This is a genomic window from Blastococcus haudaquaticus (assembly GCF_900230285.1).
GTDB lineage: Bacteria > Actinomycetota > Actinomycetes > Mycobacteriales > Geodermatophilaceae > Blastococcus_B > Blastococcus_B haudaquaticus.
Window position 1 is genome coordinate 1,051,475 of record NZ_OCNK01000001.1, and the last position, 25,268, is coordinate 1,076,742.

26 protein-coding genes are annotated in these 25,268 nt (G+C 73.9%); 6 read left to right on the forward strand and 20 right to left on the reverse strand.

Going from position 1 to position 25,268, the window contains the following annotated elements; translation table 11 throughout:
* Positions 1 to 86: 86 nt before the first annotated feature.
* The 3 genes from mftF to CRP30_RS05160 are packed head-to-tail and all read right to left on the reverse strand — an operon-like array spanning position 87 to position 3,507.
* Positions 87 to 1,487: a mycofactocin biosynthesis glycosyltransferase MftF gene (mftF, locus tag CRP30_RS05150; protein WP_097182803.1), complete on the reverse strand. Its 1,401-nt coding sequence runs from the start codon at positions 1,485 to 1,487 to the stop codon at positions 87 to 89.
* Positions 1,484 to 2,032 carry a cysteine hydrolase family protein gene (locus CRP30_RS05155; protein ID WP_097182804.1) on the reverse strand — a complete coding sequence of 183 codons (549 nt, stop codon included), beginning with the start codon at positions 2,030 to 2,032 and terminating at the stop codon, positions 1,484 to 1,486. Before CRP30_RS05155 ends, mftF begins: the two co-directional genes overlap by 4 nt.
* Positions 2,029 to 3,507, reverse strand: coding sequence for a purine-cytosine permease family protein (locus CRP30_RS05160; protein ID WP_097182805.1), 1,479 nt, complete (start codon positions 3,505 to 3,507; stop codon positions 2,029 to 2,031). The genes CRP30_RS05155 and CRP30_RS05160 overlap by 4 nt, the downstream gene beginning before the upstream one ends.
* Before the next feature lie 171 nt (positions 3,508 to 3,678).
* Between CRP30_RS05160 and CRP30_RS05165 the strand changes: the two genes are divergently transcribed.
* Positions 3,679 to 4,677 (forward strand): iron-siderophore ABC transporter substrate-binding protein, encoded by a 999-nt coding sequence (locus tag CRP30_RS05165; protein WP_097182806.1) that lies wholly within the window; start codon positions 3,679 to 3,681, stop codon positions 4,675 to 4,677.
* Positions 4,678 to 4,753: 76 nt separating this feature from the next.
* On the opposite strand, the gene mftE is transcribed toward CRP30_RS05165, so the two are convergent.
* From mftE to CRP30_RS05180, 3 genes are read right to left on the reverse strand one after another with little or no spacing between them, the layout of a single operon-like run.
* Positions 4,754 to 5,494, reverse strand: coding sequence for a mycofactocin biosynthesis peptidyl-dipeptidase MftE (gene mftE, locus CRP30_RS05170; protein WP_097182807.1), 741 nt, complete (start codon positions 5,492 to 5,494; stop codon positions 4,754 to 4,756).
* Positions 5,495 to 5,550: 56 nt separating this feature from the next.
* A complete protein-coding gene (locus tag CRP30_RS05175; protein WP_200814549.1) occupies positions 5,551 to 6,432 on the reverse strand; it encodes an ABC transporter permease in 882 nt (293 codons plus the stop codon).
* Position 6,433: 1 nt separating this feature from the next.
* Positions 6,434 to 7,426 carry an ATP-binding cassette domain-containing protein gene (locus CRP30_RS05180; protein ID WP_097182808.1) on the reverse strand — a complete coding sequence of 331 codons (993 nt, stop codon included), beginning with the start codon at positions 7,424 to 7,426 and terminating at the stop codon, positions 6,434 to 6,436.
* A gap of 38 nt (positions 7,427 to 7,464) precedes the next feature.
* On the opposite strand from CRP30_RS05180, the gene CRP30_RS05185 reads away from it, so the two are divergent.
* Both CRP30_RS05185 and CRP30_RS05190 read left to right on the forward strand, forming a co-directional pair.
* A complete protein-coding gene (locus tag CRP30_RS05185) occupies positions 7,465 to 8,145 on the forward strand; it encodes a TetR/AcrR family transcriptional regulator C-terminal domain-containing protein (protein WP_097182809.1) in 681 nt (226 codons plus the stop codon).
* Positions 8,146 to 8,186: 41 nt separating this feature from the next.
* Complete coding sequence (locus CRP30_RS05190; RefSeq protein WP_097182810.1) at positions 8,187 to 8,669, forward strand: pyridoxamine 5'-phosphate oxidase family protein; 483 nt, start codon at positions 8,187 to 8,189, stop codon at positions 8,667 to 8,669.
* Positions 8,670 to 8,675: 6 nt separating this feature from the next.
* Here CRP30_RS05190 and CRP30_RS05195 read toward each other — a convergent pair whose 3' ends face one another.
* The 4 genes from CRP30_RS05195 to mftA are packed head-to-tail and all read right to left on the reverse strand — an operon-like array spanning position 8,676 to position 12,266.
* Positions 8,676 to 10,559, reverse strand: coding sequence for a putative bifunctional diguanylate cyclase/phosphodiesterase (locus tag CRP30_RS05195; protein WP_097182811.1), 1,884 nt, complete (start codon positions 10,557 to 10,559; stop codon positions 8,676 to 8,678).
* Between the two features lie 39 nt (positions 10,560 to 10,598).
* Positions 10,599 to 11,828: a mycofactocin radical SAM maturase gene (mftC, locus tag CRP30_RS05200; protein WP_097182812.1), complete on the reverse strand. Its 1,230-nt coding sequence runs from the start codon at positions 11,826 to 11,828 to the stop codon at positions 10,599 to 10,601.
* On the reverse strand, positions 11,825 to 12,127 hold the full coding sequence (gene mftB, locus CRP30_RS05205; RefSeq protein ID WP_097182813.1) for a mycofactocin biosynthesis chaperone MftB: 303 nt from the start codon (positions 12,125 to 12,127) through the stop codon (positions 11,825 to 11,827). The genes mftC and mftB overlap by 4 nt, the downstream gene beginning before the upstream one ends.
* 13 nt (positions 12,128 to 12,140) lie before the next feature.
* Entirely contained in the window at positions 12,141 to 12,266 is a 126-nt protein-coding gene (gene mftA / locus CRP30_RS22945; protein WP_099459148.1) for a mycofactocin precursor MftA, read from the reverse strand.
* 129 nt (positions 12,267 to 12,395) lie between these two features.
* Here mftA and mftR point away from each other — a divergent pair, with 129 nt between their 5' ends.
* On the forward strand, positions 12,396 to 12,998 hold the full coding sequence (gene mftR, locus CRP30_RS05215) for a mycofactocin system transcriptional regulator MftR (RefSeq protein ID WP_097182815.1): 603 nt from the start codon (positions 12,396 to 12,398) through the stop codon (positions 12,996 to 12,998).
* A gap of 50 nt (positions 12,999 to 13,048) precedes the next feature.
* Here mftR and CRP30_RS05220 read toward each other — a convergent pair whose 3' ends face one another.
* Positions 13,049 to 13,867, reverse strand: coding sequence for a mycofactocin-coupled SDR family oxidoreductase (locus CRP30_RS05220; RefSeq protein WP_235003175.1), 819 nt, complete (start codon positions 13,865 to 13,867; stop codon positions 13,049 to 13,051).
* 128 nt (positions 13,868 to 13,995) lie between these two features.
* On the opposite strand from CRP30_RS05220, the gene mftD reads away from it, so the two are divergent.
* Positions 13,996 to 15,228 carry a pre-mycofactocin synthase MftD gene (gene mftD / locus CRP30_RS05225; protein WP_097182817.1) on the forward strand — a complete coding sequence of 411 codons (1,233 nt, stop codon included), beginning with the start codon at positions 13,996 to 13,998 and terminating at the stop codon, positions 15,226 to 15,228.
* Positions 15,229 to 15,242: 14 nt separating this feature from the next.
* On the opposite strand, the gene CRP30_RS05230 is transcribed toward mftD, so the two are convergent.
* The 3 genes from CRP30_RS05230 to CRP30_RS05240 form a co-directional block, all read right to left on the reverse strand.
* A complete protein-coding gene (locus CRP30_RS05230) occupies positions 15,243 to 15,446 on the reverse strand; it encodes a hypothetical protein (RefSeq protein ID WP_097183155.1) in 204 nt (67 codons plus the stop codon).
* Between the two features lie 61 nt (positions 15,447 to 15,507).
* Positions 15,508 to 16,032 carry a hypothetical protein gene (locus CRP30_RS05235; protein WP_143278400.1) on the reverse strand — a complete coding sequence of 175 codons (525 nt, stop codon included), beginning with the start codon at positions 16,030 to 16,032 and terminating at the stop codon, positions 15,508 to 15,510.
* Between the two features lie 41 nt (positions 16,033 to 16,073).
* Positions 16,074 to 17,525 (reverse strand): bifunctional 3-(3-hydroxy-phenyl)propionate/3-hydroxycinnamic acid hydroxylase, encoded by a 1,452-nt coding sequence (locus tag CRP30_RS05240; RefSeq protein ID WP_235003176.1) that lies wholly within the window; start codon positions 17,523 to 17,525, stop codon positions 16,074 to 16,076.
* Between the two features lie 170 nt (positions 17,526 to 17,695).
* Between CRP30_RS05240 and CRP30_RS05245 the strand changes: the two genes are divergently transcribed.
* A complete protein-coding gene (locus CRP30_RS05245; RefSeq protein WP_097182820.1) occupies positions 17,696 to 18,823 on the forward strand; it encodes an NDMA-dependent alcohol dehydrogenase in 1,128 nt (375 codons plus the stop codon).
* A 70-nt stretch (positions 18,824 to 18,893) separates the two neighbouring features.
* Here CRP30_RS05245 and CRP30_RS05250 read toward each other — a convergent pair whose 3' ends face one another.
* From CRP30_RS05250 to CRP30_RS05275, 6 genes are all read right to left on the reverse strand, one after another.
* A complete protein-coding gene (locus tag CRP30_RS05250) occupies positions 18,894 to 20,741 on the reverse strand; it encodes an AAA family ATPase (RefSeq protein WP_097182821.1) in 1,848 nt (615 codons plus the stop codon).
* Entirely contained in the window at positions 20,738 to 21,328 is a 591-nt protein-coding gene (locus CRP30_RS05255; RefSeq protein ID WP_097182822.1) for an MOSC domain-containing protein, read from the reverse strand. The genes CRP30_RS05250 and CRP30_RS05255 overlap by 4 nt, the downstream gene beginning before the upstream one ends.
* A 76-nt stretch (positions 21,329 to 21,404) precedes the next feature.
* On the reverse strand, positions 21,405 to 21,929 hold the full coding sequence (locus tag CRP30_RS05260) for a hypothetical protein (protein WP_097182823.1): 525 nt from the start codon (positions 21,927 to 21,929) through the stop codon (positions 21,405 to 21,407).
* Between the two features lie 28 nt (positions 21,930 to 21,957).
* Positions 21,958 to 23,079, reverse strand: coding sequence for an XdhC family protein (locus tag CRP30_RS05265; RefSeq protein ID WP_097182824.1), 1,122 nt, complete (start codon positions 23,077 to 23,079; stop codon positions 21,958 to 21,960).
* A 101-nt stretch (positions 23,080 to 23,180) separates the two neighbouring features.
* Positions 23,181 to 24,305 (reverse strand): vWA domain-containing protein, encoded by a 1,125-nt coding sequence (locus tag CRP30_RS05270; RefSeq protein ID WP_097182825.1) that lies wholly within the window; start codon positions 24,303 to 24,305, stop codon positions 23,181 to 23,183.
* A complete protein-coding gene (locus tag CRP30_RS05275) occupies positions 24,298 to 25,221 on the reverse strand; it encodes an AAA family ATPase (protein WP_200814550.1) in 924 nt (307 codons plus the stop codon). The genes CRP30_RS05270 and CRP30_RS05275 overlap by 8 nt, the downstream gene beginning before the upstream one ends.
* Positions 25,222 to 25,268 lie beyond the last annotated feature (47 nt).

The window sequence follows — 25,268 nt, forward strand, 5'->3', positions numbered from 1 at the left end:
CGAGCCGCACTACGAGGGGCTCCAAGTCCGAAGGCCCGCGAACCATTCCGGCTCGGCAGAGGAACGCCCCACAGTTCACTCGCGGTTCACCGACGGGGCCGTGCCGGGAGCAGAGCCCGGACGCTGCCCGCCCGCGCGGCACCGGCCCAGAGCCCGGCGCCGTAGGCGAGGTCCTCCAGCCGCCGGGCGACGGCGAAACGGACCGGTCCCACCCGTGCCCGGTGGGGCACCCAGGCCACGGCGGCGTCAGCGACGGCCACGGCGGCCACCCAGCGGCGAGCGCGACGGGAGACCAGGGCGGCGGAGAGGGCCAGCGGCCAGTGGTGACGGGTGACCGATCGGGCCAGCGCCCGCCCCGAGGCACCGACGCCCCGGGCCACCAGCAGCGCGGCGAAGCCCACGGGCGGCCGCTCCCCCGCGCCGGCCAGGCGGACGGCGAGCCGGGCGGTCGTCGCGGCCAGGACGCCGGCCGACGCCACCCCGCCCGCCCGGTGCCCCGAGAGGGCCAGGGCCCAGGCCAGCGCCGTCTCGGGAGCCATGACGACGGGGGCCACCGCGCCGGGGTGCCGCGCGTCGAGCAGCGCCGCCCCGGTGCCGTAGAACGCGCGGCGGCGCAGCCACTGCGCCGTCGTCCCCGGGTGCTCGTGCGCGACCCGGGCGTCCGGTTCGTACCGCACCCGCCAGCCGGCGCGGATCAGCCGCCAGACGAGGTCGACGTCCTCCGCGACGCGCATCGACTCGTCGAAGCCCTCCCCCAGCGCGTCGCGGCGGACGAGCAGCGCCGCGCTCGGCACGTACGGGACCGCCGAGCCCGGACGCACCGCGGCCGCCTGCCCGCCCATGTCGAGGGCGCTGACCGCCGCCTCGTACCCGGCGAACCAGCCGCGGCCCCGGCCCAGGGCGACGATGCGTGGCGCCACCACCGCCAGCCGCGGGTCGTCCAGGTGGGGGCGCAGGCGCTCGAGCCAACCGGTGCGCGGCACGCAGTCGGAGTCCAGGAAGGCGACGAGGGGAGTTCCCGCCGCCCGCATCCCCGCGTTCCGGGCGGCCGCCGGGCCCTCCGGCACCTGGTGCCGCACGACGCGGACCCCCGGAGCGGTCACCGGCTCCGCCGAGCCGTCGTCGACCACCACGACCGGGAGGTCCGCGGTCGCCGGGTCGGACCCCAGCGCCGCCAGCAGGCGGGCCAGCTCGACCGGGCGGTCCTTCACCGGGACGACGACCGTCACGTCGTCGGCGGCCCGGGGGCGCAGGTCGGGATGGGCGATCCCGGCGTCGAGCAGCTGCGCAGCCAGGACCGCCGTGGTGCGGTCCCGGACGGCGAGCCGGTCGCCGGTGAGCAGCCCGCGGGCGCGGGCCGAGAGCCGCAGGAGGCGCAGCGGTGAGCCGCCGAGCAGGGCGGCGCCGCCGTCCCGCCGGCGGGTGCGCGGGTCCAGCCGGACGGTGAAGCCGTCGGGCAGCCGGGCCGCGGGCGCTGCGGGCGTCACCGCCCCGCCAGCACCTCGTCGGTGGTCGCGATCGCCACCAGCGGGGCATAGAGGCCCATGATCCGCACCGCCGCGTCGTGGTCGTCGTCGGTGGAGCCCGCGCAGGCGTCCCGCACGACCCGGACGGGCACGCCGGCATCGGCGGCGGGCAGCACGGTGGAGATGACGCAGCAGTCGGTGGCGACGCCGGCGACGGTCAGCGGACCGTCCCCGACGATCGCGGCGAGCTCCGGCCCCCACTTGCCGAAGGTCGTCGCCTCCAGGACCGGGTGGGTGCCCGGGTCCTCGACCAGCGCGTACAGCGGCGCGTCCGGCGGCTGACGGGCGAAGTCGAACTGCTCGTAGTACGCCGTCCAGGCCCCGGCCGGCCGGTCCGGCGCGACGAATCGCGTCCAGACGACCCGGTCGCCGAAGGCATCCACCAGCCGGCGGATCCGTGGCCGGACCTCCGCGAACCGGGGCGCCCCCCAGGCCGAGTCCACGTCCCCGAAGACGTGCTGCAGGTCGACGACGACCAGCCAGCCCTCGGGTCCGGGCGCGCTCACCCGCCGATCCTCTCCTGCGCGCGGACGGCCGGGCGACGCAGGGCGAACGTGCCGAGCAGGCCGATCAGCAACGCGGCGAGGACGCCGAGGTTGGCGTACGCCCAGTCGCCCTCGCGGCCGCCCAGCCCGACGGCGCCCAGCAGGTAGCCCTGCCAGTCCAGCCAGCCGGCGTAGGTGTTGGTGACCAGGCCCCACCCGACGACGGTGCCCGCGAGGAGGAGGGCCAGCGGGACCGGCTGGACGCTGCCGTACCGGCCGCGGGCGTCGTAGAGGTCGGCCTCGGCGTAGTCGCGCTTCCGCACCGCCAGGTCCGCCAGCACGATCCCGCACCAGGCCGCGATCGGGACGCCCAGCGTGATGAGGAAGCCCTGGAACTGGAAGAAGAACTCGTCGGCGACGAAGACCACGAAGATCGTCCCCAGGACCATCAGCACGCCGTCGATCAGCGCGGCCACCGGCCGGGGCACCCGGACGCCGGCGGCGAGCAGGGAGAGCCCGGACGAGTAGATGTCGAGCAGCGCGCCGCCGATCAGGCCGAGCACGACGACGAGGATGAACGGCACCAGGAACCAGGTGGGCAGGATCGTGCCGAGGGCGCCGATCGGGTCCGCACCGATGGCCGCCGACAGGTCGGGGTCGGAGCCGGCGAGCAGGAGGCCGGTGAGCAGCAGCAGGACCGGGGCCAGCGCCCCACCGAACGTCGTCCAGCCGACGACGCCGCGCGTGGACGCCTCGCGCGGCAGGTACCGCGAGTAGTCGGCCGCCGCGTTCACCCAGCCGAAGCCGTAGCCGGTCATCACGAAGACCAGCGCGCCGACGAAGGCCGCGGTCGAGCCCGGCTGCGCGGAGGTGACCGCCGACCAGTCGATCTCGCCGGCGACCAGGGCGATGTAGACGACGGTCAGCACCCCGGTGACGACCGTGATCACGGTCTGCATGCGCATGATCAGGTCGAAGCCCAGGACGCCGCCGGCGACCACCAGCGCAGCGACGACGAGCAGCGCGACCACCTGGGTGGCGGTGCCGCCGCTCCAGCCCAGCTGGGTGAAGACGGTCGACGTCGCCAGGGTGGCCAGCGAGACCAGCACGGTCTCCCAGCCGACGGTCAGGATCCAGGACAGCACCGCCGGCACCTTGTTGCCGTTCACGCCGAACGCCGCGCGGCTCAGCACCAGGGTCGGCGCGGACCCCCGCTTCCCGGCGATGGCGACGAAGCCGCAGAGCAGGAAGGAGACGACGATCCCGACGACGCCCGCGACGACGGCCTGCCAGAAGCTGATCCCGAAGCCGAGGAGGAACGAGCCGTAGGCCAGGCCCAGGACGCTGACGTTGGCGCCGAACCAGGGCCAGAACAGCTGCCGGGTGGTGCCCTTGCGCTCGCTCTCGTCGATGACGTTGATGCCGTTGGTCTCGACGGCCACCCGCGGCGTGGGCGGGCCGGGGACCTCGGGGGCGTGGGTGGCCTGCTGTGCCATCGGTGCGTCCTCCTGCGGTGCGCCGGGTCCGGCGGATCCTTCGTCGCTGCGGCACGGTAGCCGCGCGCGCCCCGGCGGGCCCGCGGGCCGCAGCCGCAGACGGGTCCGGTGATCCGATCGTGATCTCCGTGTGCTTAGGTCAGCCTTACCTGACCGTCCGAAGGAGCACGCATGTCCGCCCGTCCCGCCCTCCGCGGTGCCGCCCTCCTGGCCACCGCTCTCGTCGTCGCCGGCTGCGGTTCCGGTGACGACATGGCGCCCGACTCCGGCGGGGCGGCATCGGGCTCGTCGGAGGCCTTCCCCGTCACGGTGAGCACGGCGTTCGGCGACGTGACGGTCGAGGAGGAGCCCACGCGCGTCGTCGCGCTCGGCTGGTCCGACGCGGAGACCGCACTGGCTCTCGGCGTCCAGCCGGTCGGCGCGAGCGACTGGCTCGCCGTCGGGACCGACGACGGTCTCGGCGAGTGGGTCGAGCAGGAGTACGACGAGGCGCCGGAGATCATCGAGACCCTGGAGCCCAGCTTCGAGGCCATCGCGGCGCTCGAGCCGGACCTGATCCTGGACACCCGCTCGTCCGCCGACCAGGAGCGCTACGACCTGCTGAGCGAGATCGCGCCGACGATCGGCCAGCCCGAGGGCGTCGGGCCGTACCAGACCACCTGGCAGCAGCAGCTGGACCTGGTCGGGCAGGCGCTCGGCCGGACCGAGGAGGCCTCCGACCTGGAGGCCGAGGTCGAGCAGGCGTTCACCGACGCCGCCGCCGAGCACCCCGAGTTCGAGGGCACGGAGGTCGCCGTGGGCGCCTACAGCTCCGACGGCTTCGCCGCGTACGTCAGCGGCGACGCCCGCGTGGCGTTCATGGAGCAGCTGGGCTTCCAGAACAAGGCCGCCATCGAGGAGCAGGCCACCGAGAGCTTCTTCGTCCCGGTGAGCGAGGAGCAGCTGAACCTGCTCGACGCCGAGCTGACCGTCGTCTTCCCGATCTTCGTGGAGGCGAGCGAGTTCACCGGCAACCCGCTGTGGCAGGCCCTGCCGTCGGTGCAGCAGGGGCGCGCCGTCGTCCTCGAGGACACAACGCTGCTCAACGCCTTCTCCAGCGCCTCCGCGCCCGGCCTGCTCTACGCCCTGGACAACGTGGTGCCGCAGTTCGCCGACGCCCTCGGCGGCTGATCACTCGCGGCCGCGTTCTGCGTTCTCCGGCGCGGGGGCCGGAGGCCTCCCGCCGGGGAACGCTCGATGGCTCAGCTCAGCTGGGGGACGGCACCTGGTCGCGGGGTCGTCCGGAGGACGACAGATCACGCAGCCGCCCGTAGTCGTCCACGGACCAGGTGGCGACAGCTCCGACGAGGCGCCCGCTCAGCTGGCTCAGCATGGTCTCGCCCTCGGCGGCCGTCGCGCCGGCCGGGTCGCCGAGCACCCCGTTCGGGCTGACCGCCCGCACACCCTCGGCCTGCATCCGGGGCAGCAAGTCCCGAAGCGGCGCCGTCGCTCCCGCTTCCGCGCGGTCGCTGCGCACCTCACCGGGTTCCACGTGCAACATCAGTGACGTCTCGACCCGCCCGGCGTGGGCGTCGCCGCCCGGGACGGCGCACGGGAACCAGGCGACGTCCCGGCCCTCGGTGCGCAGCTGGGGGACGGCTGAGCGCAGGGCGTAGAAGTTGCCGCCGTGGCCGTTGACGACCAGGACCCGGGACGCCCAGCGGCAAGCCGAGCGCGCGTACTCCACCAGCAGGCTGGTCAGCACGTCCGTGCCGATCGACACGGTTCCGGGGAAGCCCTCGTGCTCCCCGGCGGCGCCGTACGGGATGGCCGGCGCGAGCAGCGCGCCCTCCAGCGCCCCTGCCGCGGTTTCGGCGACCGCGGAGGCGAGGGCGGCGTCGGTGCCGAGCGGCAGGTGGGGGCCGTGCTGCTCGATCGAGCCCAACGGCACGATGAGCAGCGGCCGCTCGGGAATCTCCGGCCAGACCGCGCCGGCCAAGGAAGTCACCGCACGAGCCTAGCCAGCCGGCGAGGGGCCTTCGTGGCCACGAAGGCCCCTCCGGGCTACTCGGTGGTCTTGAAGACCTTCGCCGCCAGGCTCACCAGACCGAGGGTGATGACGGCGACGGTGAGCAGCTGGACGCCGACCGGGACCTCCCAGCCGAACCAGGTGAGCACCGGCACGAGCCGCTCCTGCTCGGCCGCCGTCAGGGACAGGTGCTCCAGCGAGAAGTGCCGCATGGGCTGCACCACGTAGGTCAGCGGGTTGACGCGGGTGAGGACCGCGAGCCAGTCCGGCAGCCCCGAGACCGGGAACAGCGACCCGGACAGGAACATCATCGGCATGATCAGCAGCTGGCTGATCGGCATCGCCGCCTGGATGGTCTTGATCCGGGTGGAGAGCAGGACGCCGAGCGCGGTCAGCAGCAGCGCCCCCAGGAACAGGCAGCCGATGAGCTGGAGGAGCAGCAGCGGCGAGTAGGGCAGACCGACGGTGCCCAGCAGCGCGAGCAGCACCAGGCTCTGCCCCGTCGCCACGATCGCCCCGCCGAGGCACTTGCCCCAGATGATCGAGGCGCGGGAGATCGGCGCGACCATCATCTCGCGGAGGAACCCGAACTCCCGGTCCCAGACGAGCGAGATCCCGGCGAACGCGGCCGTGAACAGCACCGACGTGGCCAGCACGCCCGGGAAGAGGAACGTCTCGAAGCTGGTGTTCCCCCCGGTGTCGACGATGCTGCCGAGCCCGGTGCCCATCACGAAGATGAACAGCAGCGGCTGCAGCAGCATGGTGACCATGCGGGCCTTGTCCTGCTTGAAGCGCAGCAGCTCGCGACGGGTGACGACCCAGGTCGCCCGCAGCTGGTGGGTCATGTCGTCGCGGACCTCGGGCAGCGCCTCGAACGGCGGCTCGACGGCGGAGGTCGCCGTGTCGCGGGATGTCATGTCATCGCCTCCCGGCGAACGGGAAGCCGGACCCCTGCGGGGCCTCGGAGTCGCGGATGGTGCGGCCGGTGTAGGTCATGAAGACGTCGTCGAGGCTCGGGCGGGTGACCGTGACCGAGCGGATGTGGACGCCGAGCTCGGTGAACAGCCGGGGCACGACCTGCGCGCCGTCGGCGACGGCGAGGGTCACCTGACCCTCGTGCATCCCGGCCTCCACGCCGAGCCGCTCGCCGACCCGGGTGATCGCCAGCTCGTCGTCGTCGGTGCGCAGCGCGATCCGATCGGTGCCGATGCTGGACTTCAGCGCCTCCGGGGTGTCCTCCACGACGACCTCACCGTGGTCCATGATCGCGATCCGGTCGCAGTGCTCGGCCTCGTCCATGTAGTGCGTGGTGACGAAGACGGTGATGCCGGTGCGCCGGCGGAGGTCGTGCAGGTAGTCCCAGATCGCGGCGCGGGTCTGCGGGTCCAGCCCGATCGTCGGCTCGTCGAGGAACAGGACCTGCGGGGAGTGCACCAGGCCGCGGGCGATCTCCAGCCGGCGCTTCATGCCGCCGGAGAACTTCAGGACGACGTCGGACCGGCGGTCGGCGAGGTCGACCATGGTCAGCACCTCGTCGATGCGGCGCTCGGCGTCGGCGCGCGAGAGACCGTAGAGGTCCGCGTGGAACCGCAGGTTCTGCTCCGCGGTCAGCTGGAGGTCGAGCGTCTGCTGCTGGAACACCAGCCCGATCCGGCGGCGCACCCGGTCGCGCTGGCGCACGACGTCGAAGCCGGCGACCCGGGCCGTGCCTCCGTCCGGGTTGCGGATCGTGCAGAGCATCTCGATGGTGGTGGACTTCCCGGCGCCGTTCGGCCCGAGGAACCCGTAGATCTGGCCGGCCTCGACGTGCAGGTCGATGCCCCGGACGGCACGGACGACGGTGTCGCCGCTCGTGTAGGTCTTGGTGAGACCGGCGACCTCGATCGCCGGCCCTCTAACGGTGTTAGACACATGCGACAGGCTGCCCCTAACACCGTTAGGGTGTCAAGGTGGTTTCCGAGCCGTCGGGCGGGCGCGCCCCCGTCACGCGTGGGGCCATCGTCGACGCCGCCCTCGCTCTCCTCGCCGAGGGCGGGCTCGAGGCGGTGTCCTTCCGCCGGATCGCGAAGTCGCTCGGCGTGGCCGGCCCGACGCTCTACTGGCACGTCGAGAACAAGCGCCAGCTCATGGACCTCATGGCCGAGGAGCTGCTGCGGAGGACCGGGCGGGCCTACGGCGGGCCGGCGCCCGGCCAGCCGTGGTGGGAGTGGCTCCGGGACGACGCGCAGGCGATGTTCGACGCGCTGATCGCCACCAGGGACGCCCCGCGCGTCCTGGCCGGCAACCGGCCCAGCCAGGAGGCCTTCCCGGAGATCGAGCGTGTGCTCCGGGTGCTGGTGGACGCCGGCCTGACGCCCGGCGAGGCGCAGCAGACGCTGTTCACGATCGGCGCCTACGTGATCGGCAGCGCCACCGAGTGGCAGGCGGAGGCGGAGCGGGCGACCAGCCAGGCGCTGCCGGATCCGGCGGACGAGGAGCTGAACGCCTTCCGCGCGCGGGTGCTCAGCGAGCAGCCGCTGCTGCTCGCCGCGATCGACGAGCGGCTGGGCCAGTCCGACACCGGCTCCTTCGAGTTCGGGCTCGGCCTCCTCGTCGACGGGCTGCGTGCCCGGTTCGCGCCGGAACGGTGACGGGGCGTGTCGGCGGTCCGGTCGTGGGCACTGGGGGACCCATGAGCGATGACCAGACGCGCAAGGTGGCCGAGCTGCTGAAGGGTGAGCGCTTCGGCTTCCTCACCACCATCACGATGGACGGCCGGCTCACCAGCCGGCCGATGACGCTGCAGGAGGTCGAGTTCGACGGCGACCTGTGGTTCTTCGCCGAGCGCGACTCCACCCCGGTCGAGCACATCACCGCCTCCCCGGAGGTGAACGTCGGCGTCGGCTCGGGCGGCACCTGGGTCTCGCTCACCGGCGACGCCGAGGTCGTGGAGGACACGGCGAAGAAGCGGGAGCTGTGGAACAGCGCGGTCGAGGCGTGGTTCCCGCAGGGTCCGGACGACGCGAGCGTCGTCCTGCTGAAGGTGCACGCGGACTCTGCCGAGTACTGGGACGCCCCCGGTGGCCGGCTGGCGACGGCGTTCAGCTTCGTCAAGGCGAAGGTCACCGGCGAGCGGATCGACAGCGGGGAGAACGAGAAGGTCGACCTCCCCTAGGCAGGCTCAGCCGGCCGGGGCCTCCTGCATCCGCTCGATCGCCGAGGCGCCCCGCGGCGCGGGGATGGCGACGGCGGCGGTGCCGAGGTGGGCCCCGGCCTGCGCGGCCGGCTCCGGCCGGGCGAACAGGTACCCCTGGGCGGAACCGCAGTCCAGGTCTGCCAGCGCGCGACGCTGCCCCTCGGTCTCGACGCCCTCGGCGACGACGTCGAGGCCCAGCGTGCGGGCGAGCTCGACGATCGAGGTGATCAGCGTGACCGCCGAGCGGCCCAAAGGCAGGTCCATGACGAAGCTGCGGTCGATCTTGATGATGTCCGCCGGCAGGTGGCGCAGGTAGGACAGCCCCGAGAAGCCGGTGCCGAAGTCGTCGATGGCGATGCGGACGCCGAGGGCGCGCAGCGACCCGAGCTGGGCGACGACGTCCTCCATGTCGCGGACCAGGACACCTTCGGTGACCTCGAGGGTCAGTTGCGCGGCCGGGAAGCCGCTCTCCTCGAGCGCGGCGACGACCTCGGCGGTGACGTCGCCGTCCTGGAACTGGCGCGGCGAGAGGTTGACGGCCATGCGCAGCGGAGCGCCGGTCTCGGTGGTCCAGACGGCGCCCTGGCGCAGCGCCTCGCGCAGCACCCAGCGGCCGATCCCCGCGATCGCGCCGGTCTCCTCGGCGAGCGGGATGAACTCGACCGGCGGGACCAGGCCGCGCTCGGGGTGGTTCCAGCGCACGAGCGCCTCGAACCCGGTGGTGCGGCCGTCGGTCAGGCGCACCGTCGGCTGGTAGTGGACCTCCAGCTGACCGTCCTCGACGGCGCGCTCCAGGTCCTGTGCGAGGCGGGCCCGGCGGCGCGCGGCCTCGGCCATCCCGTCCGCGTACACGACGAGGCGGTTCTTGCCCTGGGCCTTGGCCAGGTACATGGCGAGGTCGGCGTTGCGCAGCAGGGCTCCGGCCGTGCGATCGGTGGTGTCCGAGGACGCGGCGATGCCGACGCTCCCGTGCACCGTGACCGTGCCGTCGGCGAGCGGGACGGGGAGCGACAGCGCCACCAGGGTGCGTTCGCCGACCGCGCGGGCGACGTCCGTGCCGCCGTCGACCACGACGGCGAACTCGTCGCCGCCGATCCGGGCGACGACGTCGCCCGGGCGGACGCAGCCGCGCAGCCGCTCGGCGAGGACGAGCAGCAGCTCGTCACCGGACGCGTGACCCCGGCTGTCGTTGACGGCCTTGAAGTCGTCGAGGTCGATGAACAGCAGGCTGACCGCACCACCGCGGCCCAGCAGGCGGTGGGTGATCTCCTCGAGCAGGGTCCGGTTGGCCAGGCCGGTCAGCGGGTCGCTGAGCACCTGGTGCTCGTTGAGCCGCCAGGAGGCCAGGTGGGCGATGCTGGCGGCCAGGACGAAGACCGCGTGGATCCCGGCCCAGGCCCAGGGGTTGTGCTGGGCGTCGTGGCTGAAGACCTCGTGCGGGTACAGCGTGCCGAAGACGCCGTGGTGGATGACCACCACGAGGAGCGCGATGCCGTAGGGCACCCAGTCCTGGTACAGCGAGACGACGCCGATGATCACGAAGAAGATGAAGTGGGACTCGGTGACCCCGCTCCACAGGTGCACCAGCGCGACCGACCCCGCCAGCAGGCTCGCCGTGGTCGCCGCAGCGCGGGTCTTGCGCCCCAGCTGCGGCATGGCCGCCACGAGGACGGGCCCGGCGACGGCGGCCAGGACGAGGACGGCGGCGGGCTGGCCGGCACCCCGCGACCAGGCGAAGAGCACGAGCAGCCCGGCCAACGCGAGGCAGAGCCGCATGATGGCGCGGTGCCGCCGCTCCCAGACGGCCTCGGGGAGCAGGCGCCCCTCGGGCAGCAGCCCGGCAGCCCTTTCACGAAGACGGGTGATCACTCCCGCCCATCGACACCTACACGCGGGAACTGGAGCGGATCACCCCTCCGAGGGAGGACGCCAGCGCGGGTCGAGGCCCGCCAGCGGTGACTCGTCGCAGATCTTGACGGGGATGCTCGGGATGCCGAGCAGCGTGGGCTGACCGCGGACCGGGCCCGTGTGCGAGTGGTCGATGTGGCTGCGCGGGGGAACCAGCTCCCGGTCGCGGGCGGCCAGTGCCGTCTCGCCGTAGCCCTGGACGCACTCGGGGTCGGGCCCGTCCAGCGGGAGGCCGGTGAAGAACTTCGCGGCCATGCACCCGCCGCGGCAGGCGTCGAAGTGGGCGCACTTCGTGCAGGCGCCGCCGGTCTGCGGGTTGCGCAGGTCGGCGAACAGCTCCGACTGCTGCCACACCCGCTGGAAGCCGCCCTCGTCCCGGACGTTCCCGGCCAGGAAGTTCTCGTGGATGGCGAACGGGCAGGCGTAGACGTCGCCGACCGGGTCGATCAGGCAGACCACGCGCCCGGCGCCGCACAGGTTCAGTCCCGGCAGCGCCTCCCCGAGCGCGGAGAGGTGGAAGAACGAGTCGCCGGTGAGCACCTGGTCGCCGTTGGCCAGCAGCCAGGCGTACAGCTCGCGCTGCTGCTGCTGGGTCGGGTGCAGGCGGTCCCAGACGTCGGCGCCGCGGCCCGACGGCCGGAAGCGGGTGATGCGCAGCTGGGCGCCGTAGCGGTCGGTGAGCGCCTTGAACTCGTCGAGCTGGCCGGCGTTCTCCCGCGTGACCACGACGGAGACCTTGACGTCCTTCATGCCGGCCTCGGCCAGGTTCTCCAGCGCGCGGGTCGCGGTGGCGAAGGAGCCGGTGCCGCGGACGGCGTCGTTCACCTCGGCGGTGGCGCCGTCCAGGGAGATCTGCACGTCGACGTAGTCGGTGCGGGCCAGCTGCTGGGCGCGGGCCCGGTCCAGCTTGATCCCGTTGGTGGAGAACTTGACGCCGACGTCGTGACCGATGGCGTAGTCGAGCAGGTGCCAGAAGTCCGGCCGGACGGTGGGCTCGCCGCCGCCGACGTTGACGTAGAAGACCTGCATCCGCTGCAGCTCGTCGATGACCCGCTCGGCCTCGGCCGTGGACAGCTCCCGCGGGTCCCGGCGTCCCGAGGAGGACAGGCAGTGCACGCACGCCAGGTTGCAGGCGTAGGTGAGCTCCCAGGTCAGGCAGATCGGGGCGTCCAGCCCGTACTCGAACTGGTCGACCAGACGTCCGCCGACCGGTCGCTCGACGGTGGTCACGGGGTCTCCCTGCGTTCGATCATCTGCGAGCGGGCGAGGTCGGCGAGCGCCTTGACGTAGGCGGGGCGCTGCGCCTCGGTCACGCCGCAGGCGACGAGCGTCGCGGCGGCGGTGGGGTGGTCGGACAGCGCGGTGACGACGGCGACCAGCTGTCTCGACTTCAGGAAGGAGAGCTTCCGCGTGCCGAAGGAGTAGACCAGCGCGCCGAACGGCTCGGGCCGCAGCGCCACCGACCGGGCCTTCTGCCAGGGCAGCGACGGGTCGAAGGCGACCGGGTCGGGCCCGGTCGGAGCGGTCATCGCGAGCAGCGGCTCAGTAGACGCCGCACATGCCGTCGATGGAGACCTCCTCGACGAGGGACTCCTCCACCAGCTCCTCCTCCGCGACCACGGGGGCCGGGGCGGGAACGGTCTCGACGGCGGTGTTCGTCTCGGGCACGGCGCACTCCAGGTGATCGCGGTCACGACGGGTGAGGCGAGGCTAGTGGCACCCGGTGCCACCGGACAAGGCGGGCTTCCTGTCCGCGCTCAGCATCCACCCGCTGCCCCGGACCGGCATGATCGGCGCGTGACGCAGACGGGAGCGGCGCCCGCCGGAACCCCGGCCGAGGACGCCCGGGCACGCGTGGAGCGGGCCGCCCTGGAGCTGTTCGCGCAGCGCGGGTTCGACGCCGTCACCGCCGACGAGGTCGCCGACGCCGCCGGCATCAGCCGCCGCACCTTCTTCCGCCACCACCCCACGAAGGCCGACGCGGTGTGGGGCGACTTCGCCCGGCACGTGGCCCGCCTCGAGGAGCTGCTCCGGAGCGCCGACCCCGCACGACCGGTGCTGGCGACGGTCTGCGGCGCCTACGTCGACGTCAACGACTACGGGCCGGAGGACCTCCCGGTACTGCGGCAGCGGATGCGGCTGATCCTGACCGAGCCGGCCCTGCAGGCCCACTCCCAGCTGCGCTACGCCGAGATCGACCGGGTCGTGGCCGAGTACGTCGCCCGGCGGACCGGGGACGCGCCCACCGCCCTGCTGCCGCGGCTCGTCGGGGCCGGCACCCGCGCGGCGGCGATGACCGCCTTCGCGGTGTGGCTGACCGACGACCGGGTGCCGCTCCGGGAGCACCTGACCCGGGCCTTCGACGAGCTGACCGGGGGCTTCCCGAGCCTGGGCCGGTGAGGAGCCCGGCCGCGGCCGGGCCCCTCACGGCGCACTCAGGAGTACTGCGCTCAGAAGTACTGGGCGCCGCCGTCGACGGACAGGTGCTCGGCGGTGATGAACGACGCCTCGTCGGAGAGCAGGAAGGCGACGGCGTCGGCGATCTGGTCGGCCTCGGCGTAGGGCGGGTCGATGAACGTCGTCCCCATGGCCGCCAGCCTCGGGTTGCTGGCGTTCGTGTGCTCGATCGCGGTGATCATGTCGCCGCTGCCCATCGGGGTGGCCACGCCGCCGGGGTGGACGGAGTTGACCCGGATGCGGTGCTTGCCCAGCTCGGCGGCGAAGCCGCGGGTCATCCCGACCAGGGCGTGCTTGCTGGTCGTGTAGTGGATCATGAACGGCTGCATCTTCTTGCCCGCGTACGAGCTGGTCAGGACGATCGAGCCACCGTTGCCGCCGGCGATGATGTGCGGCGCGCTGGCCATCACGGTGTTCCAGACGCCGGTGACGTTGATGTCGATGGTGTCCCTGAAGACCGCCGGCGTCGTCTCGTCCCAGGTGCTCGGGATGCAGATGCCAGCGTTCGCGACGACGAGGTCCAGCCGACCGAAGGCCTCCACCCCGCGGGCGAGGAAGTCCGCCATGCCGGCCAGGTCGCGCACGTCGCCCTGGTGGGTCAGGACCCTCCGGCCGGTCGCCTCGACCGCCGCCGCGGTCTCCTTCAGCTCGTCGGGGGTGGCCGAGTCGTAGGGGACGCCCGGCAGGGGGCCGGCCAGATCGAGGGCCAGGACGTCGGCTCCCTCGCGGGCCAGCCGAACGGCGTGGGCGCGGCCCTGCCCCCGCGCTGCACCGGTGATGAATGCGACCTTGCCGTCCAGCCGTCCGCTCACGTGCTCAGCTCCTCCTCCGATGGCCGCGCACCGCTGCGCCGCCCACTGTGGCGGCCGTCTCACCGCCAGCCGTAGCATGGCACTCAGTGCCACCGGCCGTCGAGAGCCGGTCCGTCGAGGAGGTCCCCATGGCGAACCCCTGGTTCGAGTCCGTCGCCGAGGCCCAGCGGCGCGCCAGGAAGCGGCTGCCCAAGGGCGTCTACGGCGCTCTGGTCGCCGGGTCCGAGCGGGGGCTGACCGCCGAGGACAACCTCGCCGCATTCGCCGAGCTCGGCTTCGCCCCGCACACCGCCGGTCTCGCCAACGAGCGGAACATGGGCGTGACCGTGATGGGTCAGTCCATGTCGATGCCCGTCCTGATCAGCCCGACCGGCGTGCAGGCGGTCCACCCCGACGGTGAGGTCGCCGTCGCCCGCGCGGCTGCCGCCCGGGGTGTCGCGATGGGGCTGTCCTCGTTCGCGAGCAAGCCGATCGAGGAGGTCGTGGCGGCCAACCCGCAGACGTTCTTCCAGATGTACTGGGTCGGCACGCGCGAGGAGATGCTCGCCCGGATGGACCGCGCCAAGCGGGCCGGCGCCGTCGGGATGATCGCCACCCTCGACTGGTCGTTCGCCTACGGCCGCGACTGGGGCAGCCCGTTCATCCCCGAGAAGATCGACCTCGAGGCGGTCCGGCGGTACGCGCCCCAGGTGCTCGCCAGGCCGCGCTGGCTGCTGGACTTCGCGAGGACCAGGAAGCTCCCCGACCTCACCGTCCCCAACATGGTGGCCGCGCCCGGGGAGAAGCCGCCCACGTTCTTCGGTGCCTACGGCATGTGGATGCAGTCGCCCATGCCCACGTGGGAGGACGTCGCCTGGCTGCGCGAGCAGTGGGACGGGCCGTTCATGCTGAAGGGCGTCATGCGGGTCGACGACGCCCGGCGGGCCGTCGACGCCGGGGTCACCGCGATCTCGGTCTCCAACCACGGCGGCAACAACCTCGACGGCACGCCGGCCTCGATCCGGGCTCTCCCGTCGGTCGCCGAGGCGGTCGGCGACCAGATCGAGGTCCTCCTGGACGGCGGCATCCGCCGCGGTGGCGACGTCGCGAAGGCCCTCGCCCTGGGCGCCAAGGCCGTGATGATCGGGCGCGCCTACCTGTGGGGCCTCGCCGCCAACGGCCAGGCCGGGGTGGAGAACGTCCTCGACCTGCTGCGCGACGGGCTCGGCTCGGCCATGGTGGGCCTCGGCCGACCGGACGTCTCCGAACTCAGCCGCGACGACCTCGTGGTCCCGCCCGGCTTCGAGCGCTCGCTGGGGCAGGCCGCCGTCGACACCGCGCTGCAGCCCGTGTCACCGAGCCGCCGGCGCCGCGAGGCCTGACCCGGCTGTGCCGTCTAGCCGCCGAGCAGGCCGCCGAGACCGCCGCCGCCCCCGAACTTCTTCATGAGCTCCATCGGGTCGAGGCCGAACTTCGAGAGCAGCCCGGCGTCCTTGTCCGTGTCGACCTGACCGGGCAGTTCCTGGTCGGCCTGCTGGGCCTTGTCGTGGTCGCCCTGCGAGCGCAGCAGCTCCAGGACCTGGTTCTTGTCGATGTTCATGACCGCGGGGTACCCCTCGCCGGCCGCTCCGACCCCCGTGCGGACGGGGACGTGCCGGAGCTCAGCCCCGCAGGGCGTCGGGCCGGAGCAGTTCGGCACGGCGCCGCAGCCGGAGCAGCACGACCCGGTGCGCGGCGGCGGCCGTGATCCAGACCGGGACCGAGAGCCACCACCAGGGGTCGTCCGCGACGGCCAGGTAGATCCCGAGGGCGGCCATGAGCAGGAAGAGGGCCGGACCCCAGATCCGCTGCCGCTCCAGCTGTGCCGACTGCGCCAGCACCACGTCGTGGGCGGCCTGCCGGACGTCCACGTCGTCCGGGACCGGCCCCCGCCACGCCGCGCGCCGCACCCGCTTCGACAACCCCTCCGGCGACCGCGCCGCGACCTCGCGCAGCCCGCGGTTCTGCCGGTGCTGGATCGGGCCCATCACCCCGCCGAAGAACACGCCGAGGACGGCGCCCGTCACGATCGCGGCGGTCCAGCTCTCGCCCTGCACGCGGGTGATCAGCGCCCAGAGGACGGCGAAGGACGTGCCGGCGACCAGTGCCAGGACCCAGGCCGGAGCTCTCAGCAACCGCTCGCGCACGCGGTGATCGTGCCGTTCGCCGGCGGCCGGTGGCCACGGCGTCACCCGCTCGGGCGTCCCCTGTCCGCCGAGCGGACGATGCGGTCGGGGCGGAGCTGCACGGTCGACGCCCGGCCCAGCCAGCCGCGCAGCGCCCCGCTCGGGTCCTCGACGGTGATCTCGACCCCGTCGGCCCGGCGCACGACGAGGCCCGCGGTGATCTCGGCGGCGCCGTCGCCGAGGACGTCGTCCAGCCGGCAGGGTCGTCCGTCGACGAGGACCTCCGGCTGGGGGGCCAGCACCCCGGCCAGCCGTCGGCCTGTTCGCCCACGGCGGTCGACGAGCGGACCGCGGCGCAGTGGCGGCGTCCGGCTGTCGGTCGCCAGCCGGGCGACCGCGGGGATCCGCCGGACCGCGGCCAGCACGCCCCGACGGACGACGTCGCCGCCCCGGCCGCCTCCGGTCATGAGGGCGCCCAGCAGCTGGGCCACCCGGATGAGCGCACGGGCGTGCGGTTCACGCTCCGCCTGGTAGGTGTCGAGGAGCTCCTCGCCCGCCTCGCCGGCCACGACGGCGGCCAGCTTCCACGCCAGCTGGTGGACGTCGCGGAGCCCCAGCCCGAGGCCCTGCCCCACGAACGGTGGGGAGAGGTGCGCGGCGTCGCCGGCGAGGAGGACGCGGCCCACCCGCCAGCGGTCGGCGACCTGCGCGCGGAACGTGTACTCGACCGCGCGGACGATCTCCACCTTCGCCGGGTCGACCGGCGCCAGCAGGTCGGCCAGCCGCTCCGGCGTCGTCGCGTCGGCGACCGTCTCCCCCGATCCGAGCCGGGCCTCCCAGCGGTACCGGTCGCCCGTCACCGGCATGAACGTCGCCGGCCGCCGGGCGTCGCAGACCTGGTGGGCGCCCGGCCACACGGGCAGCACCACCGGTGAGCGGACGTCCAGCACGAGCCACCTGTCGGCCGGCCCGAGGTCGCGCATCGACCCCCCGATCAGCCGTCGGACCGTGCTGTTGGCGCCGTCGCAGCCCAGGACCGCCGACGCCCGGACGGACCGGTCCTCCACCGACACCACGACGTGCGGCCCGTCCTGACGCAGCCCCGTGACCTCGCCACCCCGCTGGACGGCGATGCGCGGCTCCGCCTCGGCCGCCGCGGCCAGCACCTCCTCCAGATCCGGCTGGTGGACCAGCGAGCCCTGCGGCCAGCCGTGCACGCCGGCGTCGGGGTGCCGGCCGAACTCCGCGAGCACGCGGTGCCGGCCGTCGAGCAGCCTGAGGCCCGCCAGTGGCCGGCTGCGCGCGAGGACGTCGTCGGCCACCCCCGCGGCCTGCAGCACCCGGAACACCTCGTCGTCCAGGTGGACGGCGCGCGGCAACGGATAGGGCTCCCGGTGCTTCTCCAGGACGACGACATCGAGGCCGCGGCGGGCGAGCAGCAGCGCCGCCGTCAGGCCCACCGGTCCGGCGCCGACCACGACCACGGGGCCGCCGGGCACACGGGGAGCAGACATCGCGCCAGTGTCGCCGACCGCTGCACGACGTTGCAGTGCGGCGGCCGGAACGAGCGGTCCGGTTGACGGGCCGTCCGCGGCCTCAGCAGAGTGTGACCCACGGCACGGTACCCAGGCGTACCGCGCCGCTCTGTCTTGCCAATGGTGGCGTGTCGACGGAAGGGACCTCTGTGAAGACCAAGGGCGCGATCTTGTGGGGCGTGGGCGAGGAATGGTCGGTCGAGGAGATCGAGATCGGCGATCCGCGGGAGGGTGAGGTCACCGTCGAGCTCGCCGCCTCCGGCCTGTGCCACTCGGACGAGCACCTGGTCACCGGCGGCACCCCGGTCGCGTTCTACCCGGTGATCGGCGGCCACGAGGGCGCCGGCGTCGTCACCAAGGTGGGCCCGGGCGTCACGGGGCTCAAGGAGGGCGACCACGTCGTCACCGCGTTCATCCCGGCCTGCGGTCAGTGCCCGCCGTGTTCGCGCGGGATGCAGAACCTCTGCGACCTCGGCGCGAGCCTGCTCGCCGGCACCTCGATCTCCGACGGCAGCTACCGCGTCCAGGCGAAGGGCAAGGACGTCATCCCGATGTGCCTGCTCGGCACCTTCTCCCCGTACATGACGGTGCACCAGGCGTCGGTGGTCAAGATCGAGCCGGACATCCCGCTGGAGATCGCGGCCCTCGTCGGCTGCGGCGTCACGACCGGGTGGGGCTCGGCGACCAAGGTGGCCGACGTCCGGCCCGGTGAGAACGTCGTGATCATGGGCGCCGGCGGCGTCGGCATGAACGCCGTCCAGGGCGCCGCGGCGGCCGGGGCCAAGCGCGTCATGGTCATCGACCCGGTGGCCAGGAAGCGCGAGTGGGCCATGGACATGGGCGCCACCCACGTCTACGAGAACGCGGAGGAGGCCGCCGGCAAGGTCAACGAGCTGACCTGGGGCCGCATGGCGGAGAAGACCATCATCACGGTGGGCGACATCCAGGGCGAGGACGTCGCCACCGCGCTCAGCCTCACCGGCAAGGGCGGCCGGGTCGTCGTCACCGGCATGGGCAACTACGCCAACATGGACGTGAAGCTCAGCCTCTTCGAGCTCACCCTGCTGCAGAAGGACCTGCAGGGCGCCATCTTCGGCGGCCTCGCCCCGCGCAACGCCATCCCCGAGCTGCTCTCGCTCTACCAGGAGGGGCAGCTCAAGCTGGACGAGCTGGTCACCACGAAGTACTCCCTGGAAGAGGTCAACCAGGGCTACCAGGACATGCGCGACGGCAAGAACATCCGCGGCATGATCGTCTACACCGACGCCGACCGCTGAAGGACCCCGTCCTCCCCACCCCTCGCGAGCTCGGGGCGGGACCCGGGACGGGGCCGCGCGCGGCCCGCCCTCAGCCGAGCAGTCGGGTGAGGGCGGGCCCGAGGTCGGTCATCGACCGGACGGGCTGCATCGTCCCGCCACCCCGGGCGGCGAGCAGCCGCGCCGCGTCGAGCGCCTCCGCGCTCGGCAGCGGGCACAGCACGTGCAACCGGTCGATCCCGGCCAGCGCCGTCCCGGCCGGCTCCCCCGCCGTCGACAGGCAGTCCGACAGCAGGACGACGACCCGCTCGTCCGCCGTCGCCGGCACGAGCTGCTGCCGCGCCCCGCGCAGGGCCGCGCCCAGATCGGTCCTCCCGTGCCCGCGCAGCCCCACCAGGTCCAGGACGACGTCCTCGGCCGCCCGGTGCCGCCCGTGCGGCTGCAGCACGGTCACGTCGTCGGCGAAGGTGAGCACGCTGGTCGTCAGCCGTTCGTCGGCCGCCAGCACCACCCCGGCCGCGGCGACGGCGGCGATCGCCACCCCGAGCCCCTGCATCGAGCCCGAGCGGTCGACCACCAGGCACACCGCGCGCCGGGAGCCCGCCCAGCGGCGGGTGACCAGGTCGTCGGCGGCCGGCGGCCACACCCCGGTCCACCGGTCCAGGGTGCGGTCGAGGTCGAGGTCGCCCTCCGGCCGGCGGGAGGCCACCAGCCGCCACGTGCCGCGGGCACGGGCCGCCCCGGTCCGACCGACCTGCACGAACACCCGCGCGGCCAGCCGGCGGGCGGCGGCCCGGAGCTCCCGGTCCGTGGCGGTCGCCAGGTCGGCCAGGAGGGCCGCGGCCGCATCCGGGTCCTCGCCCATCAGGCCGGCGAACGCGTCCTCGTCGAGATCGCCCACCTCCGGGCTGACCGCGGCGAAGGCGTCGTGCCGCAGCTGCATCTCCCGCCGGCCGGTCGTCCGGGGCGACCGCCGCGATGCAGCATCACGACGAGGAGGTGTCGCGTCGGGGCCCGCCTCGGCCGGCGGGCCCGGCGCTTTTCCCGGACCACCCCCGGGCGGCGCGCCGTCGTCGCCGGAGACCTCGGGAGGACCCGCGTCGACCGGCCAGACCTCGTCGAGGATCTCGTCCAGCACCGCCTCCGGGGTCCGCTCCACGCCCTCGGTGACCCGGATCCGTCCCGACAGCGCCGCGTGGGCGGCGTCGCGGGCGGTCTCCCGGCCGTCGGCCAGCTGCCGACCGCGCAGGCGCAGCAGCCCGTCGAGCAGCAGGACCAGGTCGATCGCCCCGCGCACCGACGATCCGGTGCGCAGGTCCCGGTGCTCGCGGGTCGCGCGGACCAGCCGGACGGCGAGCGCGACGCCCCGGTCGTCGGCGGCGGTCACACCGGCCACGATCGCCCGCTCCGCCTCCTCCGGCTGGTAGCCGAGGACCACCCGGCACATCCGGTCGGCGATGGCCTGGCCGACCCGCGCGGTGCCGATCGCGTCGAACGGGTTCATCGCCGCGATCAGCCGGAATCCCGAGGCGGCCCGGACGGTGCCGAGCCGCGGGACGGCGATCTCGCCCTCGGTCAGCACGGTGATGAGGACGTTGAGGGTCTCCTCCGGGATCCGGTTGAGCTCCTCCAGGTAGAGCAGACCCGAACCGCGCATGGCGGTCAGCAGCGGCCCGTCGGTGAAGTTCTCCGGCAGGTAGCCGCCCGCGAGCACGGCCGAGGGGTCGTACTGCCCGACCAGCCGTGCCGGGGTCAGCTCCGCGTTGCCCTCGACGAAGACGACCTCCGACCCGGTGGCGGCGGCCACCGATCGGAGCAGGGTGGACTTGCCGGTACCCGGCGGCCCCTCCAGGACGACGTGCCGGTGGGTGGCCAGCGCGACGGTCAGCACTTCCCGCTCGCGGTCCAGTCCGACGACGAAGCCGGGATCGGTGGTCATGGCGTCCTTCCTGCGCGGTGCGGGACCAGCCGACGGGCGGCTCCGGCACGGGTGGCGTCCAGCGGCACGGCGCTGCGCAGGACCGCGGGGCCGAGCCGGAGGACGCCGTCGGTGAGCGGTGCGCAGCGGATCCCGGCGCGCCCGCGCATGCCCCGGTGGGCACCGGGCACGAGCACGGTGTCCAGCCAGGCGCAGGGGTTCGCGGGCCGCCCGCCCCGCAGCACGACGACGCCCTCCCCGCAGTCGAGGGAGAACTCCTGGCCGCGCAGCGCCTCCACCTCCGCTCCGCGCAGGACGACGTTGCGGCGGGCCAGCAACGGGTCCAGCGGACCCGAGTCCAGTTCCGCGGCGAGCGCCTCCACGGACTCGGCGGCCAGCACGGTCACCGACGCGTCCCGGTGCGCGGGCCGCCCGGCGTAGCGGTCGCCGACGATGCCCGACCCCGCACGCACCTCGATCCGCCCGCGCCGGTCGGCCGTCTGCCCGGGCACCGTGCCGCCCGGCCGCCCGTCGTACCGGTGCTCCGGCGAAGCGAGCAGCCCGACGATCTCGACGCCGTACCGGTGCCGCAGTTCCGTCTCGTTCATCGGGCTCGCGCCGAGGGCAGACGCGGGCACCGTGCCAGGGACCGCACCGATCCGATGGTCACCGGCACCGACGGGGTCATCCAGCGGACGCGACGTGATCGGTGAACGTCTCCAGGGCGGCGCCGGCGCGGTCCATCCGCGCCGTGCGCCAGCGCCCGCCGGAGAGCGGTACCGGAGAGAGCGTGAGGAGGTGCCGTTCCGGTGGCACCTGCACCTGGTCGTACCTGTGGTCCAGGGCCTCGTCGCGCCCCTCCACCTGCACGAGCAGAGCGCACACCAGCGGACGGCCGAACTCGTGCTCGAAGACGGTCGGACCGCCCCAGTCGGTGATCGCCAGGCGCCCGTGCGGCAGATGGACGGTGCAGGCCGATGCGATCACGCCGGGGTTCTCGGCCGGGAGCGAGAGCGGCCCGTCGAGGACGCGCACCGTCAGGTCGACGTCCCCGAGCTGCACCCCGGTGGAGATCCGCACCCCCTGCTCCGCCGGCGCGAGGATCCCGTCGTTGGCCATGTCGACGCTCGACGTGTCGAAGTCACCGCCCGCGGCCAGCGCGTAGTACTGGTAGTAGTCCGCTCTCACCATCGTGTGCCGCTCGATCAACTCGCCGAGCTCCCCTCGGTCGGACTCGTCAACGGTCGGCCGTGCGATGGATGGGACCGTCCGTGCCGGCCAGCCGCTCCCCCGAGCCGCCCCAGCGGCCGGCGATGATCTCCGCGGCGATCGAGATCGCCGTCTCCTCGGGCGTCCGGGCGCCGAGATCCAGGCCGATGGGCGAGGACAGCCGAGCGATCTCCTCCTCCGCCAGCCCGGCCTCAGCCAGCCGCGCCAGCCGCTCGTCGTGCGTGCGTCGGGAGCCCATCGCCCCGACGTAGGCCACCGGGATCCGCAGCGCGACCTCCAGCAACGGGACGTCGAACTTCGGGTCGTGGGTGAGCACGCAGAGCACGGTGCGCTCGTCGATCCGCCCGGCGTCCACCTCGGCCTGCAGATAGCGGTGCGGCCACTCGACGATCACCTCGTGCGCGTCGGGGAACCGCTTGGGCGTGGCGAAGACCGGCCGGGCGTCGCACACCGTGACCCGGTAGCCGAGGAAGGCGCCGACCCGCGCGACGGCGGCGGCGAAGTCGATGGCGCCGAAGACGACCATCCGGGCCGGCGGCGCGAACGAGTTGACGAAGAGCGTGAGGTCGTCACCGCGCCGCTCCCCGTCGTGCCCGACGTGCAGCAGGGCGGTCCGCCCGGCCGCGAGCATGCCCCGGGCGTCGGCCGCCACGGCGTCGTCCAGGCGCTGGAGACCGAGGGTGCCGGACGTCCGGTCCGGCCACAGGACCAGCCGCCGGCCCAGCCGGTCGTCCGGTCCCTTCACCACGGTGACGACGGCGACCGGCTCGTGCCGGTCCACCGACTCGGCGACCTCACCGAGCTCGGGGAAGGACTCCCGCGAGATCGGTTCCACGAACACGTCCAGGATCCCGCCGCAGGTGAGGCCCACCGCGAAGGCGTCGTCGTCGCTGACGCCGTAGCGCTCCAGCGTCGGCACGCCGGTCTCGACGGCGTCCTTGGCCTCCTCGTAGACCGCACCCTCGACGCAGCCACCGGAGACGCTGCCGACCGCGGTGCCGTCGGGACCGACGAGCATCGAGGCACCGGCCGGACGGGGCGCCGACCGCCAGGTGGCGACGACGGTCCCCATGCCGACGGTCTCCCCTGCCTGCCACCAGCCGATCAGGTCGTCCAGGACGTCACGCATCGACAGCTCCTTGTCTCGGGAACCGGACCCAGGTCGGCCCCGTCCGGAGGCTCGCCCTGAGCGTGCGAAGGGTGAGAGGGACGGGGTCCTTCTCCAACGTCTCAGGCACGCTGGATCACGCCTGTCAGCTCCTCGAACGCGGCCATGCTGTGCCCCGACACGAAGTGGTCGACCGACGGCAGGGCCGCCTGCATCCCCCCGGTCAGCGGCTCGTACCCCGACCGGCCCTTGTGCGGGTTCACCCAGACGACGGCGTGCGCGAGGCGCCGCAGCCGCACCATCTGCTCGGCCAGCAGGTCGGTGCGGCCGCGCTCCCAGCCGTCGCTGCAGAGCACGATCACCGCTCCCCGGGCGGTGCCCCGCTGCCCCCAGCGGTCCAGGAACGCCTTGAGCACCTCGCCCAGCCGGGTGCCGCCGGACCAGTCGGGGATGGCCGACCCGCTCGCGGCCAGTGCCCGGTCGGCGTCGCGCAACCGCATCTCGCGGGTGACCCGGGTCAGCCGCGTGCCGATCGTGAAGACCTCGGTGGACGACGGCCGCGCCCGGACGGCGGCGTGCGCGAAGCGCAGCAGCGCGTCGGCGTAGGGGGTCATCGATCCGGAGACGTCGACCAGCAGGACGACGCGGCGCGGGCGCGCCCTGCGACGGTGGTGCACCAGGCGGGTGACCTCCCCGCCGCTGCGCAGCGCCCGGCGGACGGTCCGCGCCTGGTGCACCGATCCGTTGGAGTTCGGCCGTCGGCGGCGGGACGGGCGCATCGGGGTGGCGGGCACCAGCAGCGCGAACAGCCGGCGGAGGTGCTCGCGCTCGGCCGGGGTCAGCTCGGCCACGTCCCGCTGGCGGAGCACCTCCTCGGCGCTCGCCTGCACCGCGAGATCCGGGGCCTCCGTCGCGTCGTCGCCGTCCTCGTTCCCCTGCTCCAGCGGCGCCGACGTGGCCAGCTGCACCTCCGGAGGGCCGGACTGCCGAGGAGCGCGCGGGCGCTGCCCCGAGAAGTAGACGGCGAAGGCGGCGTCGTAGCGGTCGAGGTCGTCCGGCCCCCCGCAGAGGGTCAGCCGGCCCGCCCAGTACACGGCGCGGGGGTCCAGGACGTCGAGCGCCCCGACCGCCGCCAGCATCGCCTCGACCCGGTCCGGGGAGGCGCCGACGCCGGCGTGCCGCAGCGTGCGCGCGAAGCCGAGCACGGTGTCGACGACGTCGCGGGCAGGCCGGGGTCCGTCACGCACCGAACAGCGCTCCCCGTCCCAGGCCGTGCACGCGCTCGGTGTCCTCGCGGTACTTGAGGACGGCACCGAGGGTCCGCGCGGCCAGGTCGGGATCGAGGTCGCGCGCCCCCAGGGTGTGCAGCGCGGTCGCCCAGTCCATCGACTCGGCGATGCCGGGTGGCTTGAGCAGGTCGAACGTGCGCAGCTTCGCCGTCGCCCGGGCCACCTCGCGCGCCAGCTGATCGGTCACCTGGGGCAGCCGGCTGCGCAGGATCGCCACCTCCCGGTCGAACTCCGGGTGCTGCAGCCAGTGGTAGAGGCAGCGGCGCTTGAGGGCGTCGTGCACCTCGCGCGTCCGGTTCGACGTCAGGACGACGAGCGGCGGCGTCGTCGCCCGGACGGTGCCCAGCTCGGGGATGGAGATGGTGAAGTCCGACAGCACCTCCAGCAGGAAGGCCTCGAACTCGTCGTCGGCCCGGTCCACCTCGTCCACGAGCAGCACGCTCGGGGAGTCCTCGAGGGCCTGCAGCAGCGGGCGGGCGAGCAGGAAGCGGCGGTCGTAGAGGGAGGCCTCGAGCGATTCGGTGTCGGTGGTGGCATGCGCGGCCTCGGCGGCGCGCAGGTGCAGGAGCTGACGGCCGAAGTCCCAGTCGTAGAGGGCCTGGCTGGCCTCGAGCCCCTCGTAGCACTGCAGCCGGTAGATCGGCCGGCCGGTCACCTGGGCCAGTGCCTGCGCGAGGGCGGTCTTGCCGACGCCCGCCTCGCCCTCCAGGAACAGCGGCCGGTGCATGACCAGCGCCAGGTACGCGGCGGTCGCCAGCCCCTCGTCGGGCAGGTAGCCGGTGGACTCCAGCGCGGCCGAGAGCTCCTCCGGCCCGGAGAAGGTCGCCTCGGCGGCCGGGGCGGCGGCGATCGGCGTGACGGTGGGCTCGCTCACACGGGTGAGCATCCCACCGCACGCAGAACGGCGGCCGGTCGAGTCTG

What these genes read in the sequence shown, in the direction of transcription:
- CRP30_RS05160 (WP_097182805.1), bottom strand. Translation starts at nt 3,507, where the DNA reads ATGGCACAGCAGGCCACCCACGCCCCCGAGGTCCCCGGCCCGCCCACG.
- CRP30_RS05165 (WP_097182806.1), top strand. Translation starts at nt 3,679, where the DNA reads ATGTCCGCCCGTCCCGCCCTCCGCGGTGCCGCCCTCCTGGCCACCGCT.
- CRP30_RS05175 (WP_200814549.1), bottom strand. Translation starts at nt 6,432, where the DNA reads ATGACATCCCGCGACACGGCGACCTCCGCCGTCGAGCCGCCGTTCGAG.
- CRP30_RS05190 (WP_097182810.1), top strand. Translation starts at nt 8,187, where the DNA reads ATGAGCGATGACCAGACGCGCAAGGTGGCCGAGCTGCTGAAGGGTGAG.
- mftB (WP_097182813.1), bottom strand. Translation starts at nt 12,127, where the DNA reads ATGACCGCTCCGACCGGGCCCGACCCGGTCGCCTTCGACCCGTCGCTG.
- mftD (WP_097182817.1), top strand. Translation starts at nt 13,996, where the DNA reads ATGGCGAACCCCTGGTTCGAGTCCGTCGCCGAGGCCCAGCGGCGCGCC.
- CRP30_RS05230 (WP_097183155.1), bottom strand. Translation starts at nt 15,446, where the DNA reads ATGAACATCGACAAGAACCAGGTCCTGGAGCTGCTGCGCTCGCAGGGC.
- CRP30_RS05240 (WP_235003176.1), bottom strand. Translation starts at nt 17,525, where the DNA reads ATGTCTGCTCCCCGTGTGCCCGGCGGCCCCGTGGTCGTGGTCGGCGCC.
- CRP30_RS05250 (WP_097182821.1), bottom strand. Translation starts at nt 20,741, where the DNA reads ATGACCACCGATCCCGGCTTCGTCGTCGGACTGGACCGCGAGCGGGAA.
- CRP30_RS05255 (WP_097182822.1), bottom strand. Translation starts at nt 21,328, where the DNA reads ATGAACGAGACGGAACTGCGGCACCGGTACGGCGTCGAGATCGTCGGG.
- CRP30_RS05265 (WP_097182824.1), bottom strand. Translation starts at nt 23,079, where the DNA reads ATGCGTGACGTCCTGGACGACCTGATCGGCTGGTGGCAGGCAGGGGAG.